Genomic DNA, 13,508 nt, shown 5'->3' on the forward strand with positions numbered 1-13,508 from the left:
TGGCCACGAGCCCGCATCAAAGACACTCCAGTTCATTGTTGATTCGCAAAGCACTCACGATCGACGCGAAGTCGGACCGGTGCGCGTCAAGCGCATCCATCCGGGATCAGGCTGCAAGAGCGCTGCACCCAACGGCGCTAGATCGCCCTCGTCGCTATCGGCTTGCGCTGCGCCGCTTCTGCTAAGACTGGCCAGAGATCTGAAGGCGAGCTGCCCATGCTGTCTCATGACTGATGTTGGGGCCGGATTAATCCATGCAAGAAGCTCGCGCGTACGACGATAGCGAGATCAAGACTTGCCTCTATCTGGACGCAAGGGGTGATCATGTGCTGGCGCTTGCCCGTCATCCGCACATTACGTTGAAAATCGCGAATACGTCGTCACGCGCCTGATCCTGAACGTCCTTGCTATAGCCGGCGGCTAGCTATGTGGATTCGGAGAATATTGGTAAAATCTATTGTTTTGATGGGAGGTATCCATGCTGCGGATGGGCCAAGAGGGATTCATTAACGCGGGTGGGTGTGCCGGTCCTCTTGATCCAATTGATGAGGCGCATACCGAAGAATGGCTCAACATTCCACCTTCGGTTCGGTGAAGCTCATCGCCAAGCATCGCAGCCATAGCGCGAAAACGCGAACCATGATGCTTGAGTTGAATCAACTCGAGCACTGCTTCCCACGAACAGAGTCGAGCCCTCGCCACTGTCCGATGACGACGAGTGGTCGGCCCTTTTTGATGATTAAGCTACAGAGCTGAGGGGACTCGCATATTGGCTCGACGCAGAGGACGTTAAAGATGGCCAGAGAGAGCCTGCTTCCGGATGCTTGAGCCAAACCCGAGCCTTCAGCATTTCGGCACGTTCCAACAAGCGTGCCGGCCTCAGCAGACATTAGATTCCTCAATTAGCGAGGTCGCTGTCGCTCGATTCCACCAGCTTCAAAGCCCCTCAGGAGCTCAGTCGAAGCGCCTCAGCCAACATCAACAGTGCACAGCCAAGTGTTGCGGCCGGCGATGGGTGGAGCGGGGCATGCATCAATGCATCTTGCGATTAGCGTTGCAGATACCGACTCCGCTAAGAGGATCCTGAGTGCGGCGCGGTTCGCTGGTCATCAGCATTTTCGTTGCAAAATCGAGCGACCTGAATGCTCGGTCGCGGACCGCCTGCGGCAAATCAGGAGTCGCGTCGATCGCAGCGCGCGCGTCGCTCATAATCTTATCTTTTGCGGAAAGAAGCTTTGCATCTAACATTACATGAAGCGTCACTCGAACGTCAGGTGAGATCGAGCCGTCTCCATCGACCAATTCTCGAAGTTTCCAAAACATACGCTCGACTGCTACCATAGAACCGAGGACTGACATCAGTCTTGGTGACATCATTGCCATCTCCTTCTCCAGCCAGATTCTGGCGACCATCCCAGCGAAATCAGATCTGTTCCCGTTTGACACCGGCGCGCGCGGCGACCCTGAAACAGGCGAATGATTGGGGTGCAATTTCTCTGCCAGGGGTGTGAGACTCAGGTTGCTCAGGGAAGCTCGCAAAGCGTGCGATTTGCGAACAAGGCATTTATCTTTCCTGTGCTCCAGGCCGTAGCCCGGGCGCGTGCGGTGGTCGAAAACCGACATGGAGGGTGGTTCTGTTTGCGACAAACCGCCAGCGGCATCGGAGTTGGACTTCTCCTGCCAGGCGTCCAATGCTTATCCGCTTGTTCACTGGATCGCTCAGTTATTCAGGCGGAATTGACCGAGTGATCCCGGTCACGCAACGGTGGTCATCCGATACCCGGTGCTCGGGGCGCCCACGCGTTTTGTGATTGCATGGGTACATCGAGATCGAGCCTCCCGATCTGGCGACGGCGTGTTGGCGTGCGCTACGTTGACCTCGATCGATCTCTTGAGTCTCCATCGGCCGTCTGGTCGAGCTCAGAAGAGATGCTAACTTAAACGCACAAATCATTTCTCGTGCCGGAGTCCGTATCTCGGATTGATTCACTTCGTCTGTCTTACTGTCCTCGTCCCTGCACGGCTATGCTGTGCAAACCGTGCATTTCACCCACCACCGGCCACCGCGTTTCTCCGCGCGTAACTTGCCGCGGCGGATCCGAGAGAGCGCGGCTTCGGGGCTTATGTGGTTCATCACTGCGAACCGCTGAACAGTGAGGTAGTCCGCATCGAGAGGTCGCGGGGTGCCAATGCCGTGCGCGGCCAGCAGAATGCGCAGCGAAGCCAATTCCGCCAGTACGATCTCTAGCTTACGCGCGATCTCTTCGGTCTGAGCGGAGCGCTGCCGGGACCGCGTCACGACAGGCCCGCTCGGGCGATAAGCCACACCTTGGATTCGTGTAGAATGCGATCGACGAACCGGCGCGCCAAAGCGGAACGAGCGTGAGCCAACTTACCTGCCCAAGCAAACCATTGCTCGGGCAGTGTAAACCCGCGCAAAATGAGAGGCAGGTCATTTATTTCCATTGAGCCACCTGTTCGGTGATGTAGTCGAATGGGTACCATGCGCCTAAAAGCCAATCGAACCATGAGGGACGCCTGATGGATGCATTCGGCTGCGGCAATCATTGGCCTCGGTGTGGCCATTGATTGCCGGGTCAAGGGCGAACTTATTGGAAACGCTGTTGGGGTCACCGTCAGCGCTCTGCCGCTATGAGCTCGGAGTGAATCGCAGTTGCGGTGTTGAGGCAGGCATCCAGTGACAGAGATCCGAAGGCGAGCTGGCAAAGAAGATAGTTGGCCCCTGCCTCTTCCAGATGATCGAGAAGAGTTTGGCGCACCGAAGCGCCCGTTCCGACAACGCACAGTTCAATGTCGATCGCGGCATCTAAGGTTAGGGGCAGGTTGGGTGGAGTCGGGATGTCATTGAGCTCGTACAGGAACTTAAAGCTTTTGAGCCATGTTTCGTAGGCTGGCGCGGCGAGGGAACGGGCGGCTGCCTCAGAGCTGGCAATTACGACCATGCGGAGCAATGCGAGAAATGGTGCTGAACCGCTGGCGTCACGCTCCGCGTTTCGATGAGCGTGATAGCGATCGGTGACCTTGCGAACGGCAGAAGAAGGCCCCATGCACGCGAGATTTGCGCCGTTTGCCGCCGCCCAATGGGCGGACTCTGGCCGATTTGTAGCAATCCATGTCGGTGGACAAGGACGCTGGTGAGGCGAAAGTGTCAAAGGAACGTCGTTCAGCGCAAAATGTTGCCCTTGGTATGAGAGCGGGCCGCCATTCATCGCGCTAACGAAGATTTGGGAAGCTTCCTCGTATCGGCTTGAGGCAACATCGGCTCCAACCCCAAAATAGCTCAGTTCGATCGGTAGGGAGCCGCGACCAAGGCCGACCTCAACCCTACCGCTGCTCAGGTGATCCAACATGCAGATCTCCTCGAATGCACGCAGCGGGTGATAGAGGTTGAGCAGCATGACCAATGGACCGACGCGAAGTCGCCGTGTGCGTTGTATGACGCTCGACAGAAACAAGTTCGGCGACGGACCCCGTCCATGGGGAGTGCAATGATGCTCCGCCAGATGATAGGCATAGAAACCGAGCCGGTCGTAGGCCTCAGCGAGCGCGAGGCGGTCCGCGTATTGCCGGGCGATATCGCGGCCGTCCTCGTCAAGATGATCAAAGATGCCGCAGGTCAGGTTTGAGGGAAGAACGTTTCTCACTCAGCTATCTCCTATATAGAGAGGACCGGAGTCCGAAGGGTTTCGGGGGTGCAGGAGGTGCTCGCTGGCATGCGCTGCATAGGCTGCGAAGCCGTTCTCAATAGCTCGTAATGCGCTGACTGGATGAAAACTGACTCCGGTTGCGTCGCGAAGCTTCATCAGGTGTTCGTCCGGATCGATCACGAACGGGGATCCGTGACTTGAGTGGAAGGGGCCACTAGCCACGGCATCCCACTTTCTTAAGAATGCTGCCGACAGCCGCAAGAAAAGCATCCATCTGGAGCTTTGTACCGATGCTAACTCGAATGCACTCTTCCAGGCCGGCATCCGGAAAGAAGGCAACAAGGACTTTCTGGTCTTCCAACGCCGCCTGCCACCATCTGCCACCCTGGCCTACCGGCACACGGGCGAGGAGGAAATTCGCGTGGGAAGGTGTTACAGAGAACCCAAATTCTGACAGGGCGGCCGCTACGCGCTGCCGCTCAAGCCTGACGTGGTGATGGTTCTCCTCGTAGGCGTCGCGATGCGCAAGGACGCTCATGCCTACCGCATGAGCGACCACATTCATGTTGAAAACATTCTGGATGTTGCGAAGCCGCCCAATTAGCTCGGGATGGCCGAAACCGAAGCCGACGCGAATGCCAGCGGCGGAATAACTCTTGGAAAACGTGCGCAGGACCAGAAGATTCGAATGGCGCTCAACAAGGCGTAGGCCGTCCTCGGGTGCGAAATCGACATAAGCTTCGTCCAATACGATCAATCGGTCAGATCGTGTAACGAGGCGTTCGATCTCCGCGAGCGGAACAAAGGTTCCGGTTGGATTGTTTGGATTGGCCAGCAGAACGAATTTGGCATCTTTAGCCGCACCGAAAAGAAGCTCGTCCATCGGCAAGCAATCAGGTTCAGACCAGGGAATTTCAATGAAGCGGGCTCCTTGCAATATGGCAAGTTTGCGATTGAACGAGAAGCCAGGCGACATCATTGCGATGCCATCGCCGGGGGCAAGAAAGGCTCTGTAGATCAGACTGAGGAGTTCGGACGATCCATTGCCAGCGATCACGCGATCGGTTGCAATGCCATAGGCAGCTGCGGCCGCTTGTCTCAAGCTGACATTGTCGTCTTCTGGATAGAGGTATTGCAACTCAAGAGCTGCAATTGCGCTTCGCATCACGATGCCTGGCAAAGGAAATGGGTTCTCATTCGTGTTCAGTTTCACGCAACCATTGTCCGGGGTGGGCCGCCCGGACGGCAGAGCATCCAATTCGCGAGCGACCGGCGAGAGCGAGGAAAGCATAGCTTGCAGTTTGGCATCCAATTTGGTGTTCTCCCTTTTGTCGACGCGAGCAGTTGACGGCGTTCATCGAGCCTACGTGGCGCGTGCTATGTTCGGAGCCGGGAAGCGCAAGGCGTGCATGAATGTGAATGTTGGGTGTTCAATAGGCGGGCTTAGATCTAAGCGCCGCACCGGATCAGAGCCCGTCTCAAAGTCCGGTAGCGATCAGCACGGATCAGGCGCCGCACGGCGTTATCCCAGCGAATACTGTTTCTGGGAGGGGATGGAACGCCGCGTCCACTCGGCCGAATAGCGCTGCTAACGCTTGGCTTGAACTCGCGTAATCGGCAGACAGACTGCGCGCGATTGACATCTTGCCACATGGTGCGTTCCTTCTGAAGAGGCTCGGACAGCTCACTCCCGAGAGCGAGACGCGCATCAGTTTGACTAGCTGGAAGAAGGTGCCGATGTTCGTTGGCCTTACGAATGTGAAAGTGGTGCTCACTGCAGTGGCACCAGGCGAATGGGAACGTACTCTTCGGACGGCCGTACGGGCGCGCACGAGAGCTGCGATAGCATTGCCGCGAGGGTGAGAAATGCTGCGACTGCGGCGACTGCGAGGCACGTGAGCAGCGCGCAATCGCTATATCGAGGATGGTTCATCATTCGAACGCTCCGTGCGGTGTCGGGACGGGCGATCAGTTCTGCTCGGCCGCTTCGACGGTATTGTCGCGCCAGCGGTAAACGATGAAGCCAGGAGCGGCATTGTCTCCCCTGGAGTCGAATCGAACCGTGCCAATGGCCGTTGCGATTGAGCCCGAGCGTAGGGCCGCAGCAACCCGCGCGGCATCGAAGGTGCGGGCCCGTTTGACGGACTCTGCCCATGCTTGCACCGCTGCATAAGCGTAGAGCGTGTAACCCGCGGCAGATAGGCTCGAAGCCTTGAGCCTGCCGACAGCGGCTGCCCCTGTAGCATTCTTCGTCGGGTCCGGCATAAAGGTGAAAAGCGTGCCGTTTGCGGCCTTGCCGGCAACGGCCAAAAAGTCGCTTGTCATCAGCGGATCGTTGGCGACCACAGTCAGGCGTGCGCCCGCCTCCGCAGCTTGACGCACGATGAGGCCGATCTCGTTGTAATAGCCGCCGATATAGACGATCAGGATTCCCTCTCTCTTCAGTCTCGAAACCAGAGCGGTGTAATCCTTCTCGCCGCCAACATAGCTTTGTCGAACAGTGTGCTCGCCAGCTGCACGAAGCCGTGATCCAACGATATCGGCGATGCCTTTGCCGGCTGTACTCTTGTCGTCGAGGACCGCGAGCTTTGCGCCTTGGTGGTGCCGCACGATGTAGTCGGCCGCAACCTCGCCTTGTTGGTCATCGCGGCGGCAAATCCGAAACAGCGTGGTTAGGCCACGCTCTATCAGACGGGGATTCGTCGAGCCAGGTGAAATCTGAATCACCTTGGCTTCGGCGTATATATCTGAAGCCGGAATCGACGAAGATGAACAGAAGTGCCCAACGACAGGCTTGATCCCGTCAGTTGTCAAGCGATTGGCAACGGCGACGGCCTGCTTGGGATCGCATGCGTCGTCGGCAATCCTCAATACGAGCTTTGTGTCAGGCAGCAGACCCGATGCATCTATCGAATCCACGGCCGCGGCCGCTCCGTCGCGTATCTGCGCGCCCAGCGCCGCAGTACTTCCCGTCATTGGGCCCGCTACCGCAATGTAAACATCTTTTGCCCAGGCGCTCGAACCCAGGATCAAGGAAAGGAGCGCGGCAGTTGCAAGACTATGATCGCGAAGAATCGACATGTGGAGCTCCCGATATCGCGCCACGTCTTGGTCTGCTTCGCCGTTGGCGTGACGCGGCGACCAGCAGTCCGGCGCAATGATGTTTGAATCGAACTCAGATTGGTACGAACAGGCTCAAGTTGTTGCCAGGTTCATCCATAAGTATCGGGCGGGCATGGACGGATGGACGTTACGGGAGTGGTCAGGAGAGCGTCCTCTAGGCGTTGACAGGACCCATATCGAACATCCTGCCGGTATCCGGTACACTCGCCGATCTCCTGTGCTCGGCAGATGTGTGCCGACGAGGCGCTTGAAAGGCCCGGACGATCATCCACCGACTTGTTCTCGCCGAGGCCTCTCACCGGGAAGTTCCGAAATTGATGCCGATCATTGGAGTCTCCCTCGGTTTAGCCGACGGTCTGTCCGCCCCGTCGCTGCGATGCGTTAGACGGTACAATATGACGCTACGTGCGAATCAAGTACTTCGAAGCTTGCTCGTCGAGGTTGTTTGCCAAGATCCACAGAGCGAAAGACCCAATGAGTGCCGACAATGGAGAGTCGGAGAGGAACAGCTACAGGCCAACGATCTTGTCAGTCAGAATTGAACGGTCACCATCAACTCATTGGGTTTAGAGACATTCCGACAAGCAGTGCGCAACCGCGTCAATTCTGTCCCAGCTGATCCTCCAGCGCGGCGAGGGCGAGATCGAGGTATCGCATGAGGCTCGCATCCCAGCCGGCGAGATTGTGTGGTTCGGTCAATCGCGTCAGCACCTTGAGTATCATTGAGACAGTCGAATCAACTCCTGCGATCTCAGTCAGCAGCGAACGGGCCTGACGTGCGACCGCATTTGCCCGCTCACTGCATGGAGGCTCGCCCTGATCCATGCAGCTTCGTAGCTCGTCGCGAATCTTGCGCCACCGATCTTCGCGGCTAGCGTTAGCGGCGCATGTGCAGATCGCTGAGGGGGTACGCTTCTCAATCCGTGACATTGCGTCTAACGTGGCCGGCAGTTCGTCGACACTGACTTGTGTCTCACCTTGCGTCGTCATATTGCGCAATCGGTCCCTTAATAATGTCGTCCGCGCGACTTGAAGTTCAATCCGTTCCAGATGGTTGCGCAACAGGTCCGTGAGAGACGTCCGCCCCTCTATTGCTTTGCGGATCTCAGGAAGTGAGAAGCCGAGCTCACGCAGCGCGCGAATCTGAGAGACGCGTTGTAGGCTTTCACGATCGTACATGCGGTGACCGCCATCGGTACGTTCCGAGACCGTCAACAACCCGGTATGTTCGTAGTGATGCAGAGTGCGGACCGTTACGCCGGTCGCCTCCGCAAGTTCTCCAATGCGCCATCGGCGCCGTCGTGGTGTGGCGTTTGTCATGGTCCTCAATTTTCAAGCCTACAACCTGACGTCACGTGAGAATCAAGTTATTTCAATGATCTAGATGATGCGTCTCTTGCTGCGAACCCCAGAACGACTGAGAGCATGCTGTTGATCAAGCGGCCGAGACAAGTGCAAGCATCAAGTTCGCCAGCGACGCCAATTCATCCCTCGCTGCGCGTTGCACAACAAGTCTGGCTATCGCCGCTCGGTTCTCGCTGGTTCGCATGCATGTCGGTAAAGATGCGATTGCTTGATCAAAAAGGTGTCCCAACATCGCGAGATCCTCCGGATCGTAGACTCCACTCGACTTATCCAAGAGTAGGCTCCTTTCATTGTCGCACTCGCGCCGCACGTGACGAAGCCGTTTGGCCGTGGTGGGGCAAAAACGAGACGGAGCGGCGACGTGCGCGAAAGAATGCGACAGGGAGGGGGCGCGTGATGCCGTTGTGCAACACGGCGTGTGCTTCCTGTTGTCCAAGACTGCGCTAACTGAAACTGTGCAATTTCTCCTGGATGCTGCCGCAGCGGTGGCCATCTGCTGTCTGATCGGCGCGAGAAGCGAACGCAGGTGCATGCAGCTCCGCTTGATCTTACGAGATTGCTTCACGAAACGGCGGACCCAGACACAGTACTGATCTGATCTGATGGGCCTCTTTCGATCGCAATCCTTGCTGTGATGTCTATCGTTGAGCCGGGCGTTGATTGGTCAATCATCGCAGATCAGTTCTACCACCACGTCGTGGCGCGGCCGCCGGCGCGGCGCCTAACAGCGTTTTCAGCACTCTGCTAGTCCAGTTGAGATGGCATTGTGGGCGCGAAGGCGTTGCTCGCGCATGGCTACATCTGTTTTTGGAATGCCACAATATGATGGCTGCTCCTTAATGGCGCAAGTCCGCGGCCGCAAAGCGTCGGCAGAATGAGCGAAGGCGGGCCTCAAAACCATTCCCGGCATGCATCTCAACGCAAGCGCATCTCGCGCGGCTGGCGAAACGTTGCTCGCGATTGAGAACCGAGTCTCGAAGGAGCACTCCGGCATCCGCTGGACGTGGAGGCGCTCAAAACGGTCTACGGGTGCCCCCGGCACAGCGTGGCCACGCCCGGCGAAACGACGATGTACCGTGGCTCCCACAGCAATAACTCGGATATCCAGACCTGTGCCGGATCAGTGTCGCGGAGCGCAGTACATCGGACGGCCTCGCCAGATGCAATGCACTAGAAGTGCAAGGATCCGTAGCAGCATTGTCTTTGCACAAAGCTTGGCGAGCCTTGCTGGCAGCCGCGCTATACGGGTCCGCAATAGCAAAGGATGATGATGCTATAGCTTGGACGAGGATCTTAATGCGCATCTTAAGACCATGCTCAAGCCAAAGCTACCCCTCGAATCTGGGGGGCAGTGTCTGGCGAAGTCGCCGCAAGTATCCTATCGAACATAAGGCTCGAAGTTCTCCTGTCGCGGTATTGGCTTGCTCGTCCGGCAGCAATCAATTCCATCCTCGAGCAGTATCGCTTTGGCGTGCGCGCGCTGGACATAGATGCTTCGGGTAAGATAGGCAAATCATGTTACCGCGCCGAAGGAGCCCTTCAGCGGTGAGGGGCAGCAACTCGAGACCGACGGCGGTGGCGTCGCGCCACGGCACTTTCGAAAGAACACGACTGTCGCGAGGTCCGAAAGAAGGACCCCGCACGCATGATCCGATTTGGCTTGGGTGAACATGTCGGCCGAAATGATCAAAAGCTGTAGGTGGAGCAGGGCTTGGCGAATGGGAGCGGCGAGCCTTTCCGTTCCGTGCGCGGACATTGGCACAGTTGCCGTCCTCTCATCATAAACGCTCATCACCGAAACACGCGCGCAGCGGGACAAATGCCGCGAGCTCATGGCCGGTAGATCAAGGTTGAGCCTGCGGCCAGCGACTTTGCGGTTGCGCTCGATCATGCCGAATCGAGTACAATAAGGGTAAGATAAGCGCGGTCGAGATGACGTGTCCCAACCGCCGTTCCAGCCTTGCGCAAGACCTTTCGCTTGAAGGTTCCTCTCTCCCGAGTTTGCGTCATCTCGCGTTCGGCCTTGCGGGCGCGACCGTGGACGGCGTTGGCGTTCGGCAGAACAAGTTGGTTCGACGCAAACGAGCGGGCATCGCCCCGTGTAGGTCACCCGCCACATAGACCTCTAGCTACTGGGGTGCTTCGGCATTACATCGATCGCCGGGGCAGTTGACGGTAAGGAGAATGCCCACCGTCAGGCGAAGAGCGCTGCGGGTGCGCTACCAGCGTCCACCTTGCAGGCTTGATCGCAGGTGCTGGTCTACAACCTGACGCGGCGTGCGATTCAAGGGAATTGTTGCTGAGGCGGGATATTGTTCACCTGACTCGCCGGATCATCTCGCGAGCTCTGAGCTCGGCTCACATGGACCGGTGCGATGCAGCCGGTCCGCATCAGCGGAAAATCATTGACGCACAAGATCGTCACGCCAGCGCGAGATCAATAGCGCCTGCGACTCGATCAAACTGCGCTCAAGAACGGCAATTTCGACCATGCCCAACGTTAGTCAGAGGACCGGAGCTTCGAGCCTGGCGTAATCTGGTTAACGGTGATTAGGTCGCAACCGGCGCGAACAATCCTACAACGAGCTGTGACATTGGCTGGTCTCGGACGGAGAGACCATCATGGATGCTTCTTGCAAGAATATGTTGCGCATCCAAATGCTTGCATGATCAGTATTATGAATGGCGGGCCATTGGACAGCCTCGGTGAATGTGAGAAGTCGCAGCGGAGGTTCGACGACCCGCAGGGGCATCGTGTTTGCGAAATGGCTAACGAGCCTTGAGGGCATGCTCGCGATACGGTTGGTGCCCAATAACATAGGCGGAATCATACCAAAACCCTGCACAGCGACCTCGGTGCGTATCTTGAAACCATGCTCGAGCAAGAGCCATTCGTGGAACGAGGGCCTTAAGAAACGCCCAAACCGAGCTTCCACGTGCCCGATTGACATGTACGTCTCGAACGTAAGTCGCGGTGCTAGCTGCTTGTTCATGGGGCAGCCCACACAAACGAAGTTGTCCTCGAACAGTGCCGCCTTGGGATGCGCACTCGACATGAACATCTCCGGATACATCAGAAAATCGACTTCGCCGCGCCGGAGAAGTTCATCCGGGTCCTCTGCGGGTGGCAGCAACTCGAAATTGATTGTTGGAGCTTCCTGCGCGACGCGGTCCACGATTCTTCGAAAAAACACGACAGTCATGAAGTCGGACAGGATGATCTTGAATCGCCGAGTCGATTGAGACGGATTGAAGTCGTCCGGAGAAATGATGGAGAGCTGAATGTGAGCGAGAGCCTCGCGAATCGGGGCTGCGAGCGCTTCAGCCCGCGGCGTTGGAACCAGTTTTCGGCCCCTCATCGTAAATAGCTCATCTCGAAAGGAGGTACGAAGCCGCGCGACGGCGGCACTCATGGCAGGTTGACTGAGGTTGATGCTTCTTGCCGCCGCAGTGAGGTTGCCTTGCGTCACCAGGGCGTCGAACGCGACGAGGAGATTCAGATCGAGGCCTTTGAAACGCATGATCCTGAGTGATCCACTGTGTGAATGTGTTCTATCGATACAATCGATTTTACCATTTGTACCGAATGAGGATAGCAAACGATGGTTTAGCGAGAAGTCCGATCAATCAGAATGGTTACAAATCGTTGCGCGTCTCAGCCCAGCGCAAGGGATCGATCAAGACGTCTGGACCGTGCGGTCGCAGGTTCGCGCATGTTGCGCAAGCCATATCTCGCCGAGTTCGGACGGTGCGGATCCGCAAACTTGCGTTGGCGTATACGACGAGCAAACCATCGTTTGGCTGTGCCAACCCATTCTATATCCGCCGTGTACCGCCGTAGAATTGAGCGAAGGCTCAACTTGGCCGTAGATTTCCGTCCAGTCGAACCCTCCCGGTTGCGGGTGCCGAATGTGTTGTGGTCGCAGTCGATTGGATTGCGTCCTTGCTGGGGTGAAATCGTGCGGAACATGCAAGCGAAGGCGTCCTTGGCGAATCTGATGCGAGTTGCGCACACGCTCGATGTGGTCTCGATTGTGACTGCAGATCGATCAGTGCGTGAAGCTCTCACGGATGTTGTGTTTTCCGCGGGTTACGTGCCCGAACCGTTCGAGAGCGCAGACGAGTTCTTGAAATCGGGCCGCCGTTTGATCACGTCGTGCTTGATCGCGGACATGCAGTCGAGCGTGATGAGTGGCCTTGAGCTTTTCCATCATCTGGTTGCATTCGGAGGTGCGATTCCCACCGTTCTGCTCACAGACCACTCCGAAGACGATGTGAGGCGAGTCCTGCAAGCTGGACTCCAGTTCTTGAGCAAGCCTTTCGAACGCAGCGAACTTCTGGCCTGCGTCAGGAGCCAGATAATGAATAGGAATTACTCTCTATGAACATGATCGCGCCCGGATCCACACGAGGTGTTTCGGCGCGCCCTCCAGTTCGTTGGAGGCTGTGCTGGGAGAATGAGCTTCAAATTGCTGACCATATTGAATTGTCCGACTTCTTCCGCAAGACCTATGGTCCGACCGGGGAATTCAATGCAAAGCCCTTTGAAGGTCATCGAAGCTGGGCCGGCGCAAGGCCTGAGATTCGGGCAATTGGCTACGATGATCGTGGCGTCGCGATTCACATCGGCGCACTGCGCCGCTTCATAAAAGTTGGCGAGGTCGATCTGCTCGTGGCTGAGCTCGGATTGTACGGGGTACGCCCGGATCTCGAGGGGCTCGGAATCAGCCACTCCATCCGCGTGATGTATCCCGTATTGCGAGATCTTGGCGTGCCATTCGGCTTTGGCACGGTCCGATCTGCCCTGCAGAAACATATTACCAGACTGCTCGGGCGACAGGGCTTGGCAACTGTTCTACCGGGGCTCCGCGTTCGGTCCGCTCGTCCGGATATCTATCTCACTGTGCCTCCGACGCGCGTGGAGGACGTGGTCGGCCTCGTTCTGCCGATTGCCAGGCCAATGAGCGAATGGCCGGCTGGTGAGATGATTGAACGGAACGGGCCAGAACTGTGACGTCAACGAACGACGTGACTGAAGCGCGGAGCGAATACGCCGAGGCCGGCGGAGAGCAGTGCGTCTATCTGACCTTTGATGATGGTCCAAACCCGCTTTGCACGCCGGCTATCCTGGACGTGCTGGCGCAGCATCGGGCCCCAGCCACCTTCTGCGTGATCGGTGCATATACAGCGGGCCAGCCGGAGCTGATCCAGCGCATCATTGCTGAAGGACACGAAATCGCAAACCACACAATGACGCACCCAGAATTGTCCAAATGCATGCCGGATGAGGTGGAATACGAGATCCTCACGACGAACAAGGTCATTGGAATGGCCTGCCCCCAAGCCTCTGTG

The 13,508-nt window shown here is 57.2% G+C and carries 9 protein-coding genes; 3 read left to right on the forward strand and 6 right to left on the reverse strand.

All coding sequences use genetic code 11. The features are described from left to right. Window positions 1-1,032: 1,032 nt before the first annotated feature. The 6 genes from ABIB73_RS37350 to ABIB73_RS37375 all read right to left on the reverse strand — a co-directional run bounded on the left by ABIB73_RS37350 (window position 1,033) and on the right by ABIB73_RS37375 (window position 11,677). A complete protein-coding gene (locus ABIB73_RS37350) occupies window positions 1,033-1,692 on the reverse strand; it encodes a hypothetical protein (protein ID WP_354232444.1) in 660 nt (219 codons plus the stop codon). Between the two features lie 944 nt (window positions 1,693-2,636). Then, on the reverse strand, window positions 2,637-3,665 hold the full coding sequence (locus tag ABIB73_RS37355) for an LLM class flavin-dependent oxidoreductase (protein ID WP_354232446.1): 1,029 nt from the start codon (window positions 3,663-3,665) through the stop codon (window positions 2,637-2,639). Window positions 3,666-3,882: 217 nt separating this feature from the next. Continuing rightward, a complete protein-coding gene (hisC, locus tag ABIB73_RS37360; protein WP_354232458.1) occupies window positions 3,883-4,959 on the reverse strand; it encodes a histidinol-phosphate transaminase in 1,077 nt (358 codons plus the stop codon). 677 nt (window positions 4,960-5,636) lie between these two features. Continuing rightward, on the reverse strand, window positions 5,637-6,749 hold the full coding sequence (locus tag ABIB73_RS37365; RefSeq protein ID WP_354232448.1) for a branched-chain amino acid ABC transporter substrate-binding protein: 1,113 nt from the start codon (window positions 6,747-6,749) through the stop codon (window positions 5,637-5,639). Between the two features lie 642 nt (window positions 6,750-7,391). Further along, window positions 7,392-8,111: a MerR family transcriptional regulator gene (locus tag ABIB73_RS37370; RefSeq protein WP_354232450.1), complete on the reverse strand. Its 720-nt coding sequence runs from the start codon at window positions 8,109-8,111 to the stop codon at window positions 7,392-7,394. Between the two features lie 2,621 nt (window positions 8,112-10,732). Further along, window positions 10,733-11,677 carry a LysR family transcriptional regulator gene (locus ABIB73_RS37375; RefSeq protein ID WP_354232452.1) on the reverse strand — a complete coding sequence of 315 codons (945 nt, stop codon included), beginning with the start codon at window positions 11,675-11,677 and terminating at the stop codon, window positions 10,733-10,735. 339 nt (window positions 11,678-12,016) lie between these two features. Between ABIB73_RS37375 and ABIB73_RS37380 the strand changes: the two genes are divergently transcribed. The 3 genes from ABIB73_RS37380 to ABIB73_RS37390 form a co-directional block, all read left to right on the forward strand. After that, the gene (locus ABIB73_RS37380) at window positions 12,017-12,541 is read left to right on the forward strand and encodes a response regulator transcription factor (protein WP_354232454.1); all 525 of its coding nucleotides are present in this window, start codon (window positions 12,017-12,019) and stop codon (window positions 12,539-12,541) included. After that, a complete protein-coding gene (locus ABIB73_RS37385; RefSeq protein ID WP_085399767.1) occupies window positions 12,538-13,170 on the forward strand; it encodes a NodA family N-acyltransferase in 633 nt (210 codons plus the stop codon). Before ABIB73_RS37380 ends, ABIB73_RS37385 begins: the two co-directional genes overlap by 4 nt. Continuing rightward, window positions 13,167-13,508, forward strand: a 342-nt coding sequence (locus tag ABIB73_RS37390) for a polysaccharide deacetylase family protein (RefSeq protein WP_354232456.1), incomplete at its 3' end; no start/stop codon positions are given. The genes ABIB73_RS37385 and ABIB73_RS37390, both read left to right, overlap by 4 nt.

The sequence above is a fragment of the Bradyrhizobium sp. F1.4.3 genome (assembly GCF_040548375.1).
Classification (GTDB): domain Bacteria; phylum Pseudomonadota; class Alphaproteobacteria; order Rhizobiales; family Xanthobacteraceae; genus Bradyrhizobium.

What these genes read in the sequence shown, in the direction of transcription:
- hisC (WP_354232458.1), bottom strand. Translation starts at nt 4,959, where the DNA reads ATGCTTTCCTCGCTCTCGCCGGTCGCTCGCGAATTGGATGCTCTGCCG.
- ABIB73_RS37365 (WP_354232448.1), bottom strand. Translation starts at nt 6,749, where the DNA reads ATGTCGATTCTTCGCGATCATAGTCTTGCAACTGCCGCGCTCCTTTCC.
- ABIB73_RS37370 (WP_354232450.1), bottom strand. Translation starts at nt 8,111, where the DNA reads ATGACAAACGCCACACCACGACGGCGCCGATGGCGCATTGGAGAACTT.
- ABIB73_RS37375 (WP_354232452.1), bottom strand. Translation starts at nt 11,677, where the DNA reads ATGCGTTTCAAAGGCCTCGATCTGAATCTCCTCGTCGCGTTCGACGCC.
- ABIB73_RS37385 (WP_085399767.1), top strand. Translation starts at nt 12,538, where the DNA reads ATGAACATGATCGCGCCCGGATCCACACGAGGTGTTTCGGCGCGCCCT.